The sequence below is a fragment of the Pseudomonas sp. BN415 genome, from assembly GCF_029871195.1.
Classification (GTDB): domain Bacteria; phylum Pseudomonadota; class Gammaproteobacteria; order Pseudomonadales; family Pseudomonadaceae; genus Metapseudomonas; species Metapseudomonas resinovorans.
This window is the reverse complement of the sequence record NZ_SSOK01000012.1, coordinates 57296-69999: the sequence shown is the minus strand read 5'-3', so window position 1 is coordinate 69999 and position 12704 is coordinate 57296. Positions and strand designations below refer to the sequence as shown.

The 12704-nt window shown below is 64.4% G+C and carries 12 protein-coding genes; 4 read left to right on the top strand and 8 right to left on the bottom strand.

Annotated elements, in window-relative coordinates; all coding sequences use genetic code 11:
* The first annotated feature begins 68 nt into the window (after positions 1–68).
* Entirely contained in the window at positions 69–497 is a 429-nt protein-coding gene (locus tag E8F20_RS03375) for a hypothetical protein (RefSeq protein ID WP_280282443.1), read from the top strand.
* A 35-nt stretch (positions 498–532) separates the two neighbouring features.
* Here the strand turns inward: E8F20_RS03375 and E8F20_RS03370 are convergent, their stop codons facing one another.
* Positions 533–829, bottom strand: a complete 297-nt coding sequence (locus E8F20_RS03370) for a hypothetical protein (protein WP_280282442.1) — start codon at positions 827–829, stop codon at positions 533–535.
* 555 nt (positions 830–1384) lie between these two features.
* Between E8F20_RS03370 and E8F20_RS03365 the strand changes: the two genes are divergently transcribed.
* A complete protein-coding gene (locus E8F20_RS03365; RefSeq protein WP_280282441.1) occupies positions 1385–1756 on the top strand; it encodes a hypothetical protein in 372 nt (123 codons plus the stop codon).
* Between the two features lie 202 nt (positions 1757–1958).
* Here E8F20_RS03365 and E8F20_RS03360 read toward each other — a convergent pair whose 3' ends face one another.
* From E8F20_RS03360 to E8F20_RS03335, 6 genes are all read right to left on the bottom strand, one after another.
* The gene (locus tag E8F20_RS03360) at positions 1959–2870 is read right to left on the bottom strand and encodes a DJ-1/PfpI family protein (RefSeq protein ID WP_280282440.1); all 912 of its coding nucleotides are present in this window, start codon (positions 2868–2870) and stop codon (positions 1959–1961) included.
* A 277-nt stretch (positions 2871–3147) separates the two neighbouring features.
* A complete protein-coding gene (locus E8F20_RS03355; protein WP_280282439.1) occupies positions 3148–4131 on the bottom strand; it encodes an alpha/beta hydrolase in 984 nt (327 codons plus the stop codon).
* 27 nt (positions 4132–4158) lie between these two features.
* On the bottom strand, positions 4159–5634 hold the full coding sequence (locus E8F20_RS03350) for a M20 family peptidase (RefSeq protein ID WP_280282438.1): 1476 nt from the start codon (positions 5632–5634) through the stop codon (positions 4159–4161).
* 115 nt (positions 5635–5749) lie between these two features.
* The gene (locus E8F20_RS03345) at positions 5750–6433 is read right to left on the bottom strand and encodes a DJ-1/PfpI family protein (protein ID WP_280282437.1); all 684 of its coding nucleotides are present in this window, start codon (positions 6431–6433) and stop codon (positions 5750–5752) included.
* Between the two features lie 577 nt (positions 6434–7010).
* The gene (locus tag E8F20_RS03340; RefSeq protein WP_028626677.1) at positions 7011–7292 is read right to left on the bottom strand and encodes a peptidylprolyl isomerase; all 282 of its coding nucleotides are present in this window, start codon (positions 7290–7292) and stop codon (positions 7011–7013) included.
* A gap of 117 nt (positions 7293–7409) precedes the next feature.
* A complete protein-coding gene (locus E8F20_RS03335; protein ID WP_280282436.1) occupies positions 7410–8291 on the bottom strand; it encodes a LysR substrate-binding domain-containing protein in 882 nt (293 codons plus the stop codon).
* Between the two features lie 159 nt (positions 8292–8450).
* On the opposite strand from E8F20_RS03335, the gene E8F20_RS03330 reads away from it, so the two are divergent.
* The gene (locus E8F20_RS03330; protein ID WP_280282435.1) at positions 8451–9914 is read left to right on the top strand and encodes an aldehyde dehydrogenase family protein; all 1464 of its coding nucleotides are present in this window, start codon (positions 8451–8453) and stop codon (positions 9912–9914) included.
* Between the two features lie 126 nt (positions 9915–10040).
* Positions 10041–10823 (top strand): SDR family oxidoreductase, encoded by a 783-nt coding sequence (locus tag E8F20_RS03325; RefSeq protein ID WP_280282434.1) that lies wholly within the window; start codon positions 10041–10043, stop codon positions 10821–10823.
* A gap of 222 nt (positions 10824–11045) precedes the next feature.
* On the opposite strand, the gene E8F20_RS03320 is transcribed toward E8F20_RS03325, so the two are convergent.
* Complete coding sequence (locus E8F20_RS03320) at positions 11046–12659, bottom strand: FMN-binding glutamate synthase family protein (RefSeq protein WP_280282433.1); 1614 nt, start codon at positions 12657–12659, stop codon at positions 11046–11048.
* Between the last annotated feature and the right edge of the window lie 45 nt (positions 12660–12704).

Here is a 12704-nt window from a genome sequence, read left to right as displayed (position 1 = left end):
GGTCTTGCGCCGCATTGCTCCCTTCACGGGGCATCGCCACTATCAGGCTTCGATTCTGGAGGCTCCCTATGGAAGGCAACGGTTGGTTACTGCTGGCCGCTGCGGGCACTGCGCTCGCCGCCGCTCTGCATGTTTGCTGCATCGTTTTCGGTTCAGCCTGGTACGACGCCATGGGCGCCGGCGAACGGATAGTCCGCTGGTCGCGCGAGGGTCGGTGGCAGCCGGCGCTGATCACCGGTGTGATCACCCTCGTACTTGTGATCTGGGCACTGTATGCGCTGGCTGGCACAGGCATGCTCCCCGCCCTGCCGGCTGCCCGCTTCGTATTGTCCGCGATCACCGCCGTCCTGCTGGTGCGCGGGATGGCGGGCCTGGCCATTGCCCGGTTCAGGCCCGGCTACAACGGTGCCCGCTTCTGGATTGTCAGCTCGTTGGCCTGCCTGGTGCTCGGCGGGTTGTACCTGACCGGTACCTTTCAGGCCTGGCCCAGGCTGTAAGTGCACGCGGACTTCGTGCCGGCGCCCACCCCATCCTATGGCGCCATTGCCGCTGTCTCCTCGCCACCCAACTGCATCGCCCGCTCATGGGCGGCCTCGTACAGCGACCGCGCATCCCCCAGCAGCAAACCCACCACAAAGGACAAACGCGCCGCTTCGCGCTGCACGAAATCCGCGTTCTCGGCCTGCTCCACCAGTTGCAACAGGTCCAGCACGGCGGACATGCGCTGGTGGGCGGTTTCGAAGAGGTGGGCAGGGCTGGCCGCAGCGTTGAAGAACATCACGTCGGGATAGGGCTGGGTAGGGGAGGTGAAGGCCTTGAAGTCAGGCATGGCGCACCTCCGGGGTGGAGGCAGAGCTGAAAAAAGCGCGGAGGCGCGCGGGGGTAAAAGGCGGGAAATTGCTATCCATGGCAAGCACCTTGGTTGGGCCTTCTTTGCCTGCCAGTAACCGTCCTACGGGTTGGGTGGCAGGGCCGTGCAAGGGTAGGAGCCCCGGCAACCAAGATCCGGGCAGGCCATAAAGGCCTCCTCGCACGGCCCGCCATAGATGTGCTGGACAGCATCAAGCCTGTGCCAGCAGCCATGTCGCTACCGCGTCTTGGTTAGAAAACCGGGGTCCTACGCCCAGGTCACGGGATTGACCGTGACGGGCAGGACTCTAGCCAGAGCGCTTGTAGGCGCTCAAGGCTAAAGGCTCGTAGGAAGTTTCTCTGTAGGCGACTGGGTTTTGAGTACAGAAATGGCTGTAGGAGGCGGCCTGCACCGTACGTCGCCACGGCCCCGATTGCCGACATAAGGCTTGCCCAGAATCGGTTTGAAACAGGTCAAAAACTATACTGGAAGTGCGGGGGTGAACTGTGGGGGGACCATTCAGGAGGGCTCGCCATGCGTATCCTCAAGCTGCTGATCATCTTCCTGGCCTGCGCTGGCAGCGGGCATCTCCTTGCCCAGCAACCCTGGCCCACCACCAGCAACGCCGGTGAGACCCTGCTCGCCTGGAACGGCGGCGGCCACGGCGGCGGACGCCACAACGGCTATCGCCACGGTAATGGCTACAAACACCACAAACACTTCCACCGTCATCGTGGCTACTACAGCCACGGCCCGCGCGTCATCTACGCCCCTCGCTACTATGGCGGCTACTACCTGGGCGAGCGGCCCTATTACTACCACCGCTACGGCAGCCCGCGAATCGTCATTCAGTACTACGACCCGAGGCTGGGGATCTTCGTGGGGACGGATGTAGGCGGGTACTAAGCGGAGTTGCCGGCGGGTAGGGCGCTTCATTAATGGGTGGGCCGTAAAGCTGGCTCCGGGGCGACCTCAAACCTCGGCACTGACCTGATCTCGCTGGCATTGCTACTACAGGAAAAGACTCAGCGACAGCACGATGCAGCCACCCGGAGGCGTGCATCTCAGATGATCGGCCGCGACTGTTGCGCGTTCCGCAGTGGTAAGGTCAATCGCCAGCCGAGCGTCGTAGCGACGACGGGGGCACCCCCAACAAGCGCATGAAGCTGCGGCGCATGCGTTCGATATCGCCGAATCCACATTCGGTGGCCACGCGTTGTACGGAGTTGGTTCCATTCTCCAGCGCCGTGCGAGCGGCCTCCACGCGCAGGCGCTCCACCGCCTTGGCCGGGGTGACACCAGTTTTTGCGCGGAACTCCCGCGCGAAATGGCGCGGGCTCATGCAGGCTAGGGCGGCGAGGTCTTCGACGCCATGTCGCTGGGCGAGGTGGCGGCGTACATAGTCGAGCAGCACGTCGAAGCGGTCGTGCGATCCCTGCATCGTGAGCAGTGCGGAGAACTGCGACTGCCCGCCTGGCCGGCGGTAATAAACGACCAGTTCCTGCGCGACGCTGCGAGCGAGTTCTTGGCCATGGTCTTCGGCAATCATAGCTATCGCGAGGTCGATGCCGGCGCTGATACCTGCACTGGTCCACACGGACTCGTCCTTGACGAAGATGCGGTCGGCGTCGAGGTGCACGTTCGGGAACTGGCGCTCGAACTGCCCGGTGCGCGACCAGTGCGTCGTCGCACGGCGCCCATCGAGTGCACCTGCCGCGGCAAGCAGCAGGCTGCCCGAGCACACGCTGGCAACGCGCACCTGCCGGGCCACCGCGCGGCGCACGAAATCCAGAAGGCGCTCGTCGTTCATTGCCTGATCGACACCGTCACCGCCGGATACCAGCAAGGTGTCGATGTCGGAAAGCCGTGGCAGCTGCCCGGCTTGCCAGGCCACGCGCGACGAACTGTGTACCAGACCAGGTTCAAGGGCGACCACCTGGATGGCGTAGCCCCCCGCCGCCTCGAAGGCCGCGATCGGCCCGGCAGCATCGAGCAGCTGGAAGTCCGGAAACACGAGCATTGCAACGCGGTGCGACATGGCAGGAATAGAGGTCTAACTGGAGATTCAGCCGGTACGTTAGTCCACGGCGCTAGCCGCGTCAAAACGGTCTGCCCCTCCCTCCGTGGGAAGGGCAGAACTGGCACTATTTACTTCTGGAGAGCCGCATGAGCTGGCTGATGAGCGTTCTTGAAGCGCCGCCACGGTACCTCGGGTATGGCAGCTATTGCTGCATTGCTTCTCCAAGGACACGTTAGCCCGCGGCGAGCTGCAACCGGCACTGGGCCAATGGCCTAAGCTACCGCTGGGCGTATGACCGGCCACTACCTAACGTCGCGGATTCGGCACTTGGCGCTCGCAGTCGCTCAAGAAACGCCCCATAGACCCGCGCCGTCAGCTTCGGCGCTTCCATCATCGGCAAGTGTCCGATCCCAGGCAGTAGCTTCACCTGCGCGTGCTTCAGCCGCGCGCGCAGCGCCCACGCGCCCGATGCGTCGAACAGACGATCGGCCTCGCCCCACAGCACCAATGCGGGCGCGCGCAGCTCCCCTATATGCTCATCAAGCAAGTACCGGTCCTTCAACTGCTCGTTCCAGAGTCGCTGGTTCGACGTCGCGCTACCGATCGCGTCGGCCCGCGCCGCGTGCAGGATCGGGTACGGCAGGTAGGGGCGCTGCTCGAATAGCAGCGCGAGCATGCGCTCGAACGCTGCCGCGTCCCTAGCGATCAACGGGCTCTCACCGGATTCGATCGCCGAGTCCATCTGGCTGCGCCGCGGTGTGCGGATGCCATGCGGCGCGCCGATGAATGCAACGCTGGCCACACGTCGCGGTTCGCGCATCGCGAGCAGCGCGGCCAAGGTGCCCCCCATCGAGTTGCCGGCGATATGGACACGCTTGAGGTCCAGGCGCTCGAGCAGCATCACGAGCCGCTGCATCTGCGCAGCATAGCCGTACGACTCGCCGGCCAAGCGGCTGCTGCCGCCGAATCCGGGAAGATCCGGAACAATGACGCGGTAACGAGGGGTGAGTTGTCGAGCGAAGTCGACCCAGTGGTCCTTCTCGCCGAAGATGCCGTGCAGTAAGACCACCACCTCACCCTTGCCACCCTCCAGGTAGCGCACCTCATGCGAGTCCACACTCACTGCTCGTTCCGAGAGCCCGGCCATCTTGCGGTTCAGTTCGACCAGAGGCGGTTTCCACAGAGCCGGAGCCAGGTAAAAAGCTGCCACGACGCTGGTCAGCACCGCGGCGGCAAGGGTAACCACGCGTTTAAGCTTCAAAATGGTATTGCTCCTGCAACTCAGCATTCATTGGACAGCCCATTGCGAGGCCGAGGTGATCAGGCGGTGATAGAAGGCGATCATCTCGGTGTAGTTTTCGATCGAGATGCGCTCGTTGGTGCCGTGAAAGCGCGACAGGTCACCTTCGGTCGCTCGCACCGGCGAGAAGCGGTAGATGTGGTCGGCGATTGGCAGCATGTGACGCGAGTCGGTGGCCGCTACCATCAGGCCTGGCGCAACGATGGTGCCCGGAAAAATCTCGCGGATGGTGGAATTCATCAGGCGATAAGAACCCGATTGCGTGCCTGAAATCGGCGAGGCTTCAGAGACCATGCCCTCGCGACGCACCAGCACTGACGGGTTATCGATAACAGCATGCGTATGCTCGATCACCTCGTCCTGAGTGTCCCCTGGGAGCATGCGCACGTTCACAAATGCCTCGGCGTGTGCTGGCACCACGTTCACCTTGTTGCCCGCGTGAATCACAGTCAACGCCGACGTCGTGCGCGTGAAGGCATTCGAGCTCTTGGTCTGCTCAAGCTCCCGTTTGACCAGCGGACCGAACAGCCACAGATTGGACAGCAGCACGCGTTGGACTCCGCGCATCTCGGGGGCGAGGGTGTCAAACATCTCGGCGGCCACCCCGCCTATCGCGGCCGGCATGGGGTTCTGCTCAAGGCGCGCCAGGGCAGTGCTGAGCATGCCGATGGCCGTCTCGCGTGGAGGCATGGAAGCATGGCCGGGGTCGTCATGCGTGGACAGCGACAGCGTCATGATGCCCTTCTCGGCCACGCCGATCAGCGCGACCGGTTTGTCGAGGCCCTTCATCACGCCTTCAGTTATGAGCGTGCCTTCGTCCATCACGAAGTTGAGTTGGACCGATCGCGAGGCCAACAACGCGGCGACCGCTTTGGCGCCGCGATTGCCGCCGACTTCTTCGTCGTGGCCGGCCACGATATAAATCGTCTGCGCCGGCCGGAAGCCCTGGGCCAGTAGGACTTCTATGGCCTCCAGCATGGACAGCAGGTTGCCCTTATCGTCCCAGGAACCTCGGCCCCAGATGTAGCCGTCCTTGATGGTGCCCGCGAATGGATCGACAGACCAATTCTTCTCCGTGCCTTCGGCGATGGGTACCACATCCTGGTGCGCCATCAGCATGAACGGCTTGGCCTTCGGGTCGCGCCCCTCCCAGGTGTAGAGCAGGCTGTAGCCTCCCACCAGTTCACGCTTGAGCGTGCGGTGCACCAGCGGAAACACTTGCTGCAGGTGCCGGTGCAGCTTGAGGAACTCGGGCGCTGCATGGTCCGGTTTGCCGTCGTAGGAAACGGTGCGCAGCCGCACCGCCGCGGCCAGCCGTTCAGCGGCTGCCAGGCCATCGATCTCGGCATGCTGCACTGCCTGCACCTCAATCTGCTTCGACGCCTTGCGGTAGGTGTTCGCCACCAGCACGAGCGCCAGGGACACCAGAGTCGCCAGTAGCCCTAGTAACGATTTCTTCAACATCAATGAGCGCCTCCACGAAACTGCTCGATTGCGGCTCACGGGTCATGCTTCGGCCGGCCCCGGCTTCGATGAAAGCCGTACAAGGAAGCCTGACCCGGAGATCGCCGGCGCGCTGCTACAGCCGTGCCACCGCTTGGGCGATGCGCGCTTCGACATAAGCCACACGGTCGGCCTGCAGCGCACTCAGGTGCTCGACCAACGCAGGGCCGGCCTTCTCGGGCGTGCCGCAGTCGAACGGCGGCTCAGGGTCGTACTCGAAGGCCAGCTGCAGTGTCTTGGCCACGTCGTCACCGGCCAGCTCGGCGGCCAGGGCGAGGCCAAAGTCGATGCCAGCCGTCACCCCGCCGCCGGAGATGCGATTGCGGTCGCGGACGATGCGCCGTGCCACTGGTTCCGCACCAAAGCTCGGCAGGTACTTGCGCCACATCCAGTGGCAGGCTGAGCGGTAGCCCTGCAGCAGTCCGGCGGCGCCGAGCAACAGTGCGCCGTTGCACACCGAGGTGACGTAGCGCGCGCCATCGCCGTGGCGGCGCAAGAAGTCCAGCGTCTGGCTGTCGTTGAGTTGGTCGCCGATGCCGAAGCCACCTGGCACGCACAGCACGGTCAGCGGTGGGCAGTCGTCGAAGGTTGTGGTCGGCACGATCTCGAAGCCAACGTCGGTGACCACCGGATCGGTGGTCTTCCACACAAGATGCACCTTTGCATCCGGCACACGGCTGAGTACCTGGGCCGGCCCGGTTAGGTCGAGCTGGGTGACATAGGGGAAGAGCAGGAATCCGATGTGGATGGGGGCGTTCATCGTGGCACCTGGCGACGTAATGGGACAGGTCCCAAGAATCATCGCCCGGCGCAATGGCCGCAATGTCACATTTGCAGCTTTTTCTGCCATCCAAGACAAATCGCGCCGAACGCATTGACAGGATTGCGGGCCTTGGTCTGAGTCATTAGCGAATGGCCCAGATGCCTCTGAGACGAAGCGAGGCGTTCTGTCCGACAAGCTTCCCCTTGTTCCGAAGTTCAGCGACACCCATTACGAGGCCAAGGGTTCTTACGTAACGATTTCCATGATGCAGAATCCGGACGAGTCCCTGGACATCTCCTAAACCGGCAAAGGTGGCGCCAACGGGGTCTGCAAGCCTGCATCAACGGGGGCAGCGAGCACGAGCAATGCCGGCGGCAGCTCGGCTACCGGCCAGGCGGAAAAAGGCCTGTCCGACGCCAATGGCAAGGTGCAGGGTGCAAGCTGTGCGGGGTCCGAAGGCAGCCTCTGATTCGCCGGCCTTGCGGCGGGAATCTGGCATCGGAATCGATGGAGGTCGCGGCTGTAATCAGGTGGGGTGTAGAAGGCGCCGCCGGGCGGCGGCGCCTTGGCGTCATCAGTCCTGGCGGCTGGTGACTTCCAGCAGGTGATAACCGAACTGGGTTTTCACCGGGCCTTGCACCACATTCAGCGGGGCGCTGAACACGACGGCGTCGAATTCCTTGACCATCTGGCCACGGCCGAAGGAGCCGAGGTTGCCGCCGTCGCGGCTGGAAGGGCAGGTGGAGTTTTGCTTGGCGACTTCAGCGAAGTCGGCGCCGGCTTCGATGGCGGCTTTCAGTTCGTTGCACTTGGCTTCGGTGGAAACCAGGATGTGGCGGGCGGTGGCGCGTGCCATGGTGGGTACTCCTTGCTCGTTTGAGGGGGCAGAGACTAGCGGAATTGGCGGCTGATTCAAGGTGGTTTGTCGGCGGCGGCGCACTTTCTGCGGGGCGGTTGGCGACCTTGCAGGGGCTCAGGCCATGTGCGCCTCGGCGATGAGCCAGTCCACCAGTTCGCGTAGCTGGGAGCTTGGAGCGGGGCGTTCGGGGTAGACCACGAAGTAGGCGCCGCCAGTAGGTGTCTTGAGGGTGAAGGGGGCCACCAGGTTGCCGTTGGCCAAGTCGTCGCCGATCAGTGACCAGTCACCCAGCGCAATGCCGGCGCCCTGGGCCGCGACGGACAGGGCCAGGTCCATGGTGTCGAAGTGATGCCCGCCGCTCAGCGGGCCGGGGGTGTGGCCGGAGGTGCGCAGCCAGGTTTCCCAGTCGTGCTTGTCTCGCGCCGGGTGCAGCAGCACGTGCTGCTCCAGGTCGGCTGGGGTTGCCAGCGGCCCTGAGCGTTCCAGGTATTGCCGGGTACAGACCGGCGTCAGTTGTTCATTGAACAGATGGTGGGCGGTGACGTTCCCGGAGGGCGCAGTGCCGTAGATGATCGCCGCATCGAACTGGTCGCGGCGAAAGTCCACGCCATAGGCGATGGTCGTGGTCAGCTCCACGGGTACATCGGGGCGCTCGGCCTGCCACTTCATCAGGCGCGGCAGCAGCCAGCGCATGGCGCAAGTGGGCGCCTTGAGTTGCAGGGTCTTGCGCCTGGCGCCCACTTCTTCCACGGCCTCATCGATCAGGGCGAACACTTGCTGGATGCGCGGGTACAGGTCGCGCCCCTGTTCGGTCAGGGCCAGCCCTCGCGCCTGGCGCAGGAACAGCGGGTAACCCAGATGGCTCTCCAGTCCGGCGATTTGCCGGCTCACTGCGCCCTGGGTGATGTGCAGCATTTCTGCGGCCCGGGTGAAGTTGCAACACTGGGCAGTGATCAGGAAGGTATGTAGAGCGGGCAGGGGAGGCAGGCGTTTCATTATTCGAGTCATGACTTGAAGGCATGGCTAGTATGACGATTTTTGCCTTGTCAGTCGCGCCACCTGGCGGCTCAATGGGCGCCACTCGTGGCCCTCCAGCCGTTTCGGTTCTGTGTTCGGGGAGTGGCCGCCCTAAGCCTCGCTCATGGAGCCCATGCAATGTCGAATACCCTTCCGACCTTTCCCGAGACCCTGGCCGGCGTATACATCAACGGCCAGTGGCTGCCCGGTGGCGCCGTTCTGGATGTCGTGAACCCCTCTACCGAAGAGTGCCTGGCCACCATTGGCACCGGCGATGCGGCCAGCGTCGAGCAGGCCGTGCAGGCCGCCAGCCAAGCCTTCCCGGCCTGGGCCCGCATCAGCGGCGCCGAGCGAGGCGCTGCGCTGCGTCGTATCGCCGAAGGTGTGCGCCAGCGTCGTGAAACGCTGATCCAATTGCAGTCGCTCAACAACGGCAAGCCGCTGTTCGAAGCGGGCATCGACGTGGACGACGTGATCGGCACGTTCGAGTATTACGCCGGCCTGGCCGAAGGGCTGGACGCCCAGCAGGACGGCCCGGTGGAGCTGCCCAGCGAAGACTTCACCGCGCGCTTGCGCCGCGAGCCCGTTGGCGTGGTGGGCCTGATCGTGCCCTGGAACTTCCCCATGGTGACCACCGCCTGGAAACTCGCCCCGGCCCTGGCTGCCGGTTGCGCCGTGGTGCTGAAACCTTCCGAGGTGACGCCGCTGGCGGAGCTGGAACTGGTTCGCATCATCGCGCAGGCCGGCCTGCCGGCTGGCGTGCTCAACGTGGTGTGCGGCACCGGCCTGGCCGTGGGCGCGCCGTTGTCGTCCCACCCGAAGGTGGCCAAGGTGTCCTTCACCGGCAGTAACGCGGTGGGTGTGCAGGTGATGCAGCGCGCGGCAGAAACCGTGAAGGGCATCAGCCTGGAACTGGGCGGCAAGTCGTCCTTGCTGGTGCTGGAAGAGGCCGACCTGGACCTGGCCGTCGAGCTGGCCTGCGGTGGTGCGTTCTTCAACGCCGGGCAGATGTGCTCGGCCACCAGCCGTGTGCTGGTAGCTGAACCCTTGGTGGCGGACTTCCTGGCTCGCGTGCAGGCTCGTGCCGAGGCGACCAAGGTAGGTGACCCCTTCAGTGAAGGCGTGGAAATGGGCGCGCTGGTGAACCAGGCGCAGTACCAGCGTGTGCGTGGCCATATCGAGCGCGGCATTGCTTCGGGCGCCCGCCTGGTGTGCGGCGGCGAGCGTCCGGCGGAGCTTGCGCGCGGGTTCTTCCTCAAGCCGACTGTGTTCGCTGATGTGTCGAAGGACAGCGCCCTGTGGAACGAAGAGATCTTCGGCCCGGTGCTCTGCGTGCGCAGCTTCGCTACCGAGGAAGAGGCGATCGAACTGGCCAACGACAGTGAATTCGGCCTAGTGGCCAGCGTGGTGAGCCGCAATGGCCAAGCCGCCGAGCGCGTTGCCAACGCCCTGCAGGCCGGCATGGTGTGGATCAACTCGCCGCAGGTGATCTTCCCGCAGACCGCCTGGGGTGGTTACAAGCAGAGCAGCATCGGCCGTGAGCTCGGCCCGTGGGGCCTGGCTTCGTTCCAGGAGCTGAAGCATGTGGTACGGGCGGTCTGACACCCGCCGAGCGTCCTCTGCGGGTGCGACTTCGGTCGCGAATCAGGTCGTCCCTGCAGTGCTTTGCTTGTACCTGGCCGGTGAAGGCGCACACTGGCGAGTGAGTCTGGATAGGGAGTGCTGATCATGGATCTTCAACTGGAAAACCGCAGTGCCCTCGTATGCGGCGGCAGTTCCGGGTTGGGTTTCGGCGTGGCCGAGGCCCTGGCCAGGGAAGGGGTGCGGGTCTGCCTGGTGGCGCGCAACCTGTCGAAACTGGAGTTGGCGGTGGAACGCATCCGCAAGGAGGGCGGCGAGGCGCAAGCGGTCGCGGTGGATCTGAACGACCTGGGCGCCGTTGACATGGCCATCGAGCAGGTGGTGGCGGCCATTGGTGCACCGGACATTCTCGTGGCCAACAACGGCGGGCCGCCGCCGGTCAACGCGGTGGATTTCGACCCGAAGCTCTGGCATCAGCAACTGGACGCCATGCTGCTCGGCACCCTGGCCCTGACCAATGCCTTCCTGCCCGGTATGCGCCAGCGCCGCTTCGGCCGCATTCTGATGATTTCGTCCACCAGCGTGGTGGAACCCATTCCAGGGCTGGTGCTGTCGAGCGCCTTGCGCGCTGCCCTGGCCAACTGGGCCAAGACCCTGTCCGCCGAGGTGGCTGCCGATGGCGTGACCGTGAATACCCTGATGCCCGGCTCCTTCTGGACCGAGCGCACGGAAACCTTGCTGCTCCGCGCCGCCGAACGCAGCGGTACATCAGTGCAGAGCCTGATGGCCAGGGAGCAGGCGGCGATTCCCGTGGGGCGCTACGGGGCTGCGGAAGAGTTCGGCGCGGTGGCGACCTTCCTGGCCAGCCCCTTGGCAAGGTATGTGACCGGGGCGCTGATCCCGGTGGATGGTGGGGTGCTGAAAGGTTGATGGGGCAGGCCTTCGGCCTGCTCAGCGAATGAACTCGCTAAGTCTGCATTACGTGTTGTAGGCAGCTGCATCGCCCGTATGAGCTGGCTTTCCAGCGAATGGTCCCGTTTCGCTGGCAAGCCAGCTCCTACAAGGCTCTTGGCCCGTTGGCAAATCTCTCGCAACAGCCAACGCAGACGTAGCCAATGAATTCGCCAAGGGCCGCGCAGCGGCCCCGCTATCTCACCACGCGCAAGAGGGCTCGAAGCTGTCGGCCCGGGCCATGGCCCACATGCGTTCGTAGAAGTCCGCTTCGATCGTGTCGTTGAGCAGGTCGCCCGGTTTGAGGAACACGTGGATCTGCGAGAACAGGCGAATCTCCTTGTCTGAAACACGCCGCACCAGGTGACGGGGCTCGAGTTGGTTGGGGTGCTCGAGGCCAGCCGCTGCGAGCATTTCCGCCAGGGCCTTCAAGGTATTGCGGTGGAACATCTGCACCCGCTGCGCCTTGTCCGGCACCACCAGGGCGCGCTGGCGCAGCTTGTCTTGGGTGGCGACGCCAGTGGGGCATTTGTTGGTGTGGCACGACTGGCTCTGAATACAGCCAATGGCGAACATGAAGCCGCGCGCCGAGTTGGCCCAGTCGGCGCCGATGGCCAGCACGCTGGCGACGTCGAAGGCGCTGATGATCTTGCCGCTGGCGCCGAGCTTGATCTTGTCCCGCAGGTTCAGCCCCACCAGGGTGTTGTGCACGAACAGCAGCCCTTCACGCAGTGGCACGCCGATGTGGTCGGTGAACTCCAGGGGCGCCGCGCCGGTGCCGCCTTCCTTGCCGTCGACGACGATGAAGTCGGGGAGGATGCCGGTTTCCAGCATGGCCTTGGCAATGCCCATGAACTCCCAGGGGTGGCCCAGGCAGAACTTGAAGCCCACCGGCTTGCCCCCGGACAGCTCACGCAGTTTGGCGATGAACTGCATCATCTCGATGGGGGTGGAGAAGGCGCTGTGACGTGACGGGGAGATGCAGTCCTCGCCCATGGGCACGCCGCGGGTAAGGGAGATTTCCTCGGTGACCTTGTGCTTGGGCAGGATGCCGCCGTGACCGGGCTTGGCGCCCTGGGAGAGCTTGATTTCGATCATCCGCACCTGCGGGTTGCGCGCCTGGGTGGCGAAGCGTTCAGGGTCGAACTGGCCGTCGCTGGTGCGGCAGCCAAAATAGCCGCTGCCCAGTTCCCAGACCAGGTCACCGCCATTCTCGCGGTGGTAGGGGCTGATGCTGCCTTCGCCGGTGTCGTGATAGAAGTTGCCGAGCTTGGCGCCACGGTTCAGCGCGCGGATGGCGTTGGCGCTGAGCGAGCCGAAACTCATGGCGGAAATGTTGAACACCGAGGCCGAGTAGGGCTGGGTGCACTGCGGCCCGCCGACTACCACACGGAAGCTGGACGGGTCGCTGAGCGGCGCCGGGCGCATGGAGTGGCCGATGAATTCATAGCCGGCCTTGTAGACGTCGATCAGGGTGCCGAAGGGCTTGTCGCCGCCCTCGTTCTTGGCCCGTGCGTAGACCAGCGAACGCTGGGCGCGGGAGAAGGGCAGGCGGTCGTCGTCGGCTTCCAGCAGGTACTGGCGGATTTCCGGGCGGATGCCTTCGACCAGGTAGCGGATGTTGCCGAGGATCGGGTAGTTGCGCCGCACGGCGTGGCGCGACTGCATCAGGTCGAATACGCCCAGCACGCTGAGCCCGGCGGCGAGGAGCGTGAAGGGCCAGACCCAGTCGTGGTTGACGAAGGGCAGGCTGAACAGTGTGAACAGTACGCAGAAGGCGAAGAAGGCGTAACGACTCAGCAGCGAGAGGCTCATGCGGATTCCTTGTGTGCAGGTACCGGCACAGAGTAGTGCGAATGC